Origin of the sequence: Zwartia sp. (assembly GCF_049655405.1) — a bacterium.
Classification (GTDB): domain Bacteria; phylum Pseudomonadota; class Gammaproteobacteria; order Burkholderiales; family Burkholderiaceae_B; genus Zwartia.
Genome location: NZ_JBASJR010000013.1, coordinates 575,834 through 582,098 on the forward strand (window position 1 = coordinate 575,834; position 6,265 = coordinate 582,098).

General features: G+C 51.5%; 4 protein-coding genes and 1 other RNA gene. 4 read left to right on the forward strand and 1 reads right to left on the reverse strand.

Annotated elements, in window-relative coordinates; translation table 11 throughout:
• Position 1: 1 nt before the first annotated feature.
• Positions 2-2,686: a DNA gyrase subunit A gene (gene gyrA, locus WBJ47_RS14120; RefSeq protein WP_422244246.1), complete on the reverse strand. Its 2,685-nt coding sequence runs from the start codon at positions 2,684-2,686 to the stop codon at positions 2-4.
• Between the two features lie 594 nt (positions 2,687-3,280).
• Here gyrA and ompA point away from each other — a divergent pair.
• The 4 genes from ompA (at position 3,281) to ssrA (ending at position 5,872) form a co-directional block, all read left to right on the forward strand.
• A complete protein-coding gene (gene ompA / locus WBJ47_RS14125) occupies positions 3,281-3,844 on the forward strand; it encodes an outer membrane protein OmpA (protein ID WP_422244245.1) in 564 nt (187 codons plus the stop codon).
• 190 nt (positions 3,845-4,034) lie between these two features.
• Positions 4,035-4,763 carry a bifunctional 2-polyprenyl-6-hydroxyphenol methylase/3-demethylubiquinol 3-O-methyltransferase UbiG gene (gene ubiG, locus WBJ47_RS14130; RefSeq protein WP_422244244.1) on the forward strand — a complete coding sequence of 243 codons (729 nt, stop codon included), beginning with the start codon at positions 4,035-4,037 and terminating at the stop codon, positions 4,761-4,763.
• Positions 4,764-5,429: a phosphoglycolate phosphatase gene (gph, locus tag WBJ47_RS14135; RefSeq protein WP_422244243.1), complete on the forward strand. Its 666-nt coding sequence runs from the start codon at positions 4,764-4,766 to the stop codon at positions 5,427-5,429.
• An 80-nt stretch (positions 5,430-5,509) separates the two neighbouring features.
• Positions 5,510-5,872: a transfer-messenger RNA gene (gene ssrA / locus WBJ47_RS14140) on the forward strand.
• The last annotated feature ends 393 nt before the right edge of the window (positions 5,873-6,265 follow it).

The following is a 6,265-nucleotide window of genomic DNA, read 5'->3' on the forward strand; positions in this document are numbered from 1 at the left end:
CTTAGGACTCCGATCCAGCCTCATCTGTTTTACCTGCAGAAGCATCCGGCTGAGCGGCATCGCCAGCAGCACCTGCAGTTGAATCAGCTGCCGCAGTTTGATCTGCATCCACATCATCATCCACATCGCTTTCAACGACACGACGCACACCAGACAACTCGCTGCCATCATCGACGCTAATCAATGTGACACCCTGGGTTGCACGACCCATTTCACGAATCTCAGCCACTCGGGTACGCACCAACACGCCGCCCGTTGTGATCAGCATGATTTCGTCGGTCGCGTTGGCCAGCACCGCGCCCACAACTTTACCGTTGCGCGCCGAAGTCTGAATCGCAATCATGCCCTTGGTGCCACGGCCATGACGCGTGTACTCAGCGATCGGCGTACGTTTACCAAAGCCATTTTGCGTTGCAGTCAAGACCGTTTGTGACTCGTCACCTGATACCAACATGGCGATGACCTGCTGCCCTTCTTCGAGCATCATGCCGCGCACACCGCGAGCATTACGGCCCATAGGACGCACGTCATTTTCGTCAAAGCGTACTGCCTTGCCCGAATCGGAGAACAACATCACATCGTGCTTGCCGTCAGTCAGTTCGGCACCGATCAAGAAGTCTCCCTCGTCCAAATCGACGGCGATAATGCCAGCCTTGCGAGGATTGGAGAAGTCTGACAATAAGGTCTTTTTCACCGTCCCGCGTGAGGTCGCCATAAAGACGGTCTGATCATCGCTAAAGGCCTTGATCGGCAGAACTACCGTAATTTTTTCGCCGTCAATCAAGGGGAACATATTGACGATTGGCTTGCCACGAGAAATGCGGGTGCCTTGAGGAACCTCCCAGACTTTGAGCCAATACACACGGCCTCGATCCGAGAAGCACAAGAGGAAGTCGTGCGTGTTGGCGATAAAGAGCTGATCAATCCAATCATTCTCTTTAGTGGCCGTTGCTTGTTTACCGCGACCACCACGTTTTTGAGCGCGGTATTCAGAAAGCGGCTGACTCTTGATGTAGCCACCGTGCGACAAGGTCACCACCATATCGGCGGGTGTAATCAAGTCTTCAGTGTCGAGCTCGGTGGCATTTAACTCAATATCTGAGCGACGCGCGTCCTTGGCATTAATCGAGAACTCAGTCTTGATCGCCTGGAGCTCGTCACTAATGATGACTGTGATGCGCTCAGGTTTTGCCAAGATATCCAACAAGTCAAGAATCGTGTCCATGACGGACTTGTACTCACTGACGATCTTGTCCTGCTCAAGCCCTGTCAAGCGCTGCAAGCGCATGTTCAGAATTTCCTGAGCCTGCGTTTCGCTCAGTCGATACAAGCCATCGGCCTGCACACCAAACCTATCAGGCAAGTTATCAGGACGGTACGCAGCACGACCACCCACAGCCTCAGTGTCCGCACGCGATAGCATTTCGCGCACCAGCGAAGAGTCCCACGTTTTGTCCATCAAGTCTTGGCGCGCCACAGGAGGCGTCGGTGCAGCCTTGATGATGGCAATGAACTCGTCAATATTGGCGAGCGCAACAGCCAATCCCTCAAGCACGTGACCGCGCTCGCGGGCTTTGCGCAACTGGAACACCGTGCGACGTGTCACCACTTCACGACGGTGGGAGAGGAAATACTCCACCATTTGCTTAAGATTCAGCAAGCGCGGCTGACCGTCCACCAAGGCCACCAGGTTCATACCAAAGGTATCCTGGAGCTGGGTATGTTTGTATAGGTTGTTGAGAATGACCTCAGGCACCTCATTGCGCTTGAGCTCAATCACCAAACGCATACCGTCTTTGTCAGACTCGTCACGAATATCGGAGATCCCTTCGACTTTCTTTTCGTTAACAAGCTCAGCGATACGCTCTTGCAAGGTCTTTTTATTGACCTGGTAAGGCAAAGCATCCACCACAATCGACTGACGGTTGTTACCGATGTCTTCGAAGTGCGTCTTGGCGCGCATAATCACACGGCCGCGCCCAGTACGATAGCCTTCGCGTACGCCAACGATGCCGTAAATAATGCCGCCGGTTGGGAAGTCAGGTGCAGGGATGAGCTCAATCAGCTCATCAATAGTGCACTCAGGATTGCGCAAACAATATAAGCAGCCCTCAATGACCTCCGCCAAATTATGCGGCGGGATATTGGTCGCCATGCCGACTGCAATGCCAGAGCTACCGTTGACCAGCAGGTTGGGCAGTCGCGAAGGCAACAATAACGGCTCATGTTCGCTACCGTCATAGTTTGGTCCGAAGTCGACTGTTTCCTGATCAATATCAGCCAACAGTTCGTGCGCGATCTTGGAGAGACGAATCTCGGTGTATCGCATCGCTGCAGCACTGTCGCCGTCGACGGAGCCAAAGTTACCTTGGCCATCTACCAACATATAGCGTAGAGAAAAATCCTGCGCCATGCGAACGATGGTGTCGTAAACGGCTTGGTCGCCATGCGGGTGATATTTACCAATTACGTCACCGACAATACGCGCAGATTTTTTATAGGCGCGATTCCAGTCGTTATTGAGCTCGTGCATCGCGAATAGAACGCGTCGGTGCACAGGCTTGAGACCATCCCGGACATCCGGGAGGGCGCGCCCAACAATTACGCTCATCGCATAATCGAGATAACTACGGCGCATTTCTTCTTCGAGTGAAATCGGAAGAGTTTCCTTGGCAAAGGAATCCATAAAGTTCGCAACAAATGACAACGGTTGAAAACCCGAGACGGGGTCGAAATAGTCAAAACAACTGCTAAATGACAACCTTGAATTCTACACCGGCGCTAGGCATCAAGTGGCACTCTGTATATATACTTAGTGATAGGACCCAATCCAGGCTCGCACCCCTACCAATAATTTCTATTTCAACAATAATTTGGGTCTGTGAACAAATTTTTAGAAATTTGTGAACTTTTTCATTAATGCTCGGTCTGAAAACCATATTCCTTTGGGTGAGGCGTTACTCGCACACCTACGCTTGCAGGTTTTCAGTTAGAAAATCTGGCCAAATTGCGTCCAAACGTAAATTTTTGTTGCCAAAAACCAACAAGAAACCCCTCCTAAACGTATAAATACGCATATCCATGCTTCTTAAGTGCGAGAAGAGTGACGAAACCTCATCAAATGCCTTAAGATTCGCTCAGCACACAGGAAACCCAGAGAGTATTTATAAACAGTGCTCACTGTGTTGCTATAATGGACCCGTTTCCTGATGTATTTTTTATTTGCGGCGGGGGTTCGCTGCGAGTCACTTATCCAGCTTCAAGCTCAACGAGGAGAAACATGAACAAACCCTCCAAATTCGCTCTGGCACTCGCCTTTGCTGCATTCACAGCAACTGGCGTCGCTTCCGCGCAAACGGTAGACAATTGGAAGAACGGCTCAGGTGAGCTCATTTGGAAGAACGGTTCCAATGAACTCTGCTGGCAGGACAACTTCTGGACTCCAGCTACAGCTGCAGCCGAATGTGTCAAAAAATCTGGCCAGCCAATGGCTGACAAGATTTCGATCAAAGCAGAAGCTTTGTTCGACTTTGACAAGGCTATCGTCAAACCAGAAGGTCGTAAATTGCTCGACCAGGTCGCTGCTCGCCAAGCTGAAATCAACCTCGAAACCATCATCGCCGTCGGTCACACTGACTGGATCGGTTCAGATGCTTACAACATGGGTCTCTCGATTCGTCGTGCTGACGCTGTCAAAGCATACTTGGTCTCGAAAGGCGTTCCAGCCAATCGTATCACTGCATCCGGTAAAGGCAAGGCTGATCCAGTCGCTGACAACCGTACAGCAGCTGGTCGTGCTAAGAACCGTCGTGTAGACGTTGAAATCATCGGCAGCAAGAAGTAATTCTTGACGCTGACTGGCTAGGCCGCCTCGGTGGTCTACGCTAGATTAAAAGACCTCGTTCGCGAGGTCTTTTTTCTTTTGGGGATTCCATCCGGTTATCGGCCAAAGTTTGGTACTGTAACTAGGTATTTCAACTGTCGTTTTCTACTCGTATCGCGGCATCCACGCCAGACTTTTTAAAAGAATCGCCATGAACGCTGATTTGCCCAAAGGCTCTAGTAACGTTGATCAAGCCGAACTCGACAAGTTCAGCGCCCTCGCCTCGCGCTGGTGGGATCCAAAAAGTGAATTCAAGCCCTTGCATGCAATCAATCCACTGCGTCTGGACTGGATTAAAGGCTTGACTGGCGGACTTCAGGGTAAAAAAGTCCTCGATGTTGGATGCGGGGGCGGTATTTTGGCTGAAAGCATGGCGGTCAGTGGCGGCGAAGTGACTGGCATTGACTTGGCGGACAAGTCACTCAAAGTCGCCCGCCTACATGGACTCGAATCCGGTGTCCCAGTCACCTACCGTAGCATCAGTGCCGAAGAGATGGCACTCGAGCAGCCTGGTCAGTTTGATATCGTGACCTGCATGGAAATGCTTGAACATGTACCTGACCCCGGTTCAATCGTGCGTGCGTGCTCAACGCTTGTTAAACCAGGCGGCTGGGTATTTTTCTCAACGATCAATCGCAATCCGAAATCCTTTTTGTTTGCGATCGTGGGTGCTGAATATATTTTGCGACTACTGCCTCGTGGCACACATAGCTGGCGCAGCTTTGTGCGTCCAAGCGAGCTCGCACAAGCTGCGCGTGCTGCCAATCTGACCACACACCAATTAATCGGTATGGGCTACAACCCTCTGACTGAACACTATTCGCTCAATCAAGACACGAGCGTCAACTATCTCATGGCTACTCGCAAAGGCGACCTGTAAATGACTGCACTTGTTTTGTTTGATTTCGATGGCACACTTGCCGACACTGCACCTGATTTGGCTGCTGCGGCAAACAAACAACGTCTGCGTGCAGGGCTCGAGCCTTTGCCCATCGATGTCTTGAGACCCTATTCCTCGGCAGGTGCGCGTGGCCTCTTGCGCTGTGCGCTAGACATCACTCCCGAACACCCAAATTACGAGCAGCATCGCGTGCAGTTTTTAAAAGATTACGAAGCCGCGATGCATGTCGACACCTGTTTGTTTGATGGCGTACCAGAGCTACTCGAGGATATCTCGCGCAAAGGTTTGACCTGGGGCATTGTGACCAACAAAGCTACTTATCTTGCACAGCCTTTGGTCGTCGCGTTGGGACTGGATAAAGACTGCGCCGTACTGGTCTGCGGTGATACAACGGCACACTCCAAGCCTCACCCTCTTCCCTTGCTACACGCGGCACAACAGGTGGGCTTTGGAACAGATCGCTGTGTTTATGTGGGCGATGACATTCGAGATATACAAGCTGCACGTGCGGCAGGCATGGCATCCATTGCTGCGGGCTATGGATACTGTGGTCCTGACCACCCAATCGAAACCTGGCAAGCAGACCATTGCGTGCACTCTGCAAGAGAAATGTGGCCTGCAATCAAGACACTTTTGAATACTTGACCAATAGTTGACCGATAGTTGAACTCTTTTACAACTTAAAGGTCTGATACAGTAGATTGTTCGTCTACAATCTAACAACTGGGGCCGATCCGGATTCGACGTGGGTCGCGAAACAGTGCAGGGCATGCCGAGCACCAGTTCGCTCGTAAATCCACTGGAAACACTATAAACGCCAACGACGAGCGTTTCGCTCTGGCCGCTTAAGCGGTGAGCCGCTGCACTGATTTGTCTTTGGGTCAGGTGGAGAAATCCACAGCAGCGTCATTTACAAAGAATCGGGGTTTGCCGGGTCACTCGTCAAATTCTTAAATCCAAGTGAATCGCCAAGGTCCGGCCTGTCGGTTGGCTAAGTCCGAGGTTAAACAAAAAGTAAATCGACTACGCATGTAGAACTGCCTGCAGAGGGCTCGCGGACGGGGGTTCAATTCCCCCCGGCTCCACCATTACCGCACATACCAACCTTTCGGGGTTGGTATTTTTTTGCCTACAGGTTTGGGTTCATGCGGGTCTGTGGGGGGTATTGCGGACTGTGGAGACGGGGGTTCAGGGCGGTAAAAGAGAGGGTTTTGTCTCTGGGGGCGGATAGTCTCTGTAGGGCTGGCCTGTGGTTACGGGTCGAAGTCCGCGAGCAGTTTTTACTAACCCTATAAAAATCAATGGGTTACTTGCGGACTGATCGAGCGAGTTTTTTGTGTGGCATTAGGTAGCAAAGGAGACTGCGCCGCGGCGCAGATATCCTAAGCGCGCTACTCTAAATCCGATGGTTGCCATTTGTGCGTTTCGTCCTGACAGTCCAAGCACCAACGATAGAGCGCGTCGTAGATCACCATACCGTG

Excerpts from the sequence above, each read along its gene's own strand:
- gyrA (WP_422244246.1), bottom strand. The coding sequence starts at position 2,686 with ATGGATTCCTTTGCCAAGGAAACTCTTCCGATTTCACTCGAAGAAGAA.
- ompA (WP_422244245.1), top strand. The coding sequence starts at position 3,281 with ATGAACAAACCCTCCAAATTCGCTCTGGCACTCGCCTTTGCTGCATTC.
- ubiG (WP_422244244.1), top strand. The coding sequence starts at position 4,035 with ATGAACGCTGATTTGCCCAAAGGCTCTAGTAACGTTGATCAAGCCGAA.
- gph (WP_422244243.1), top strand. The coding sequence starts at position 4,764 with ATGACTGCACTTGTTTTGTTTGATTTCGATGGCACACTTGCCGACACT.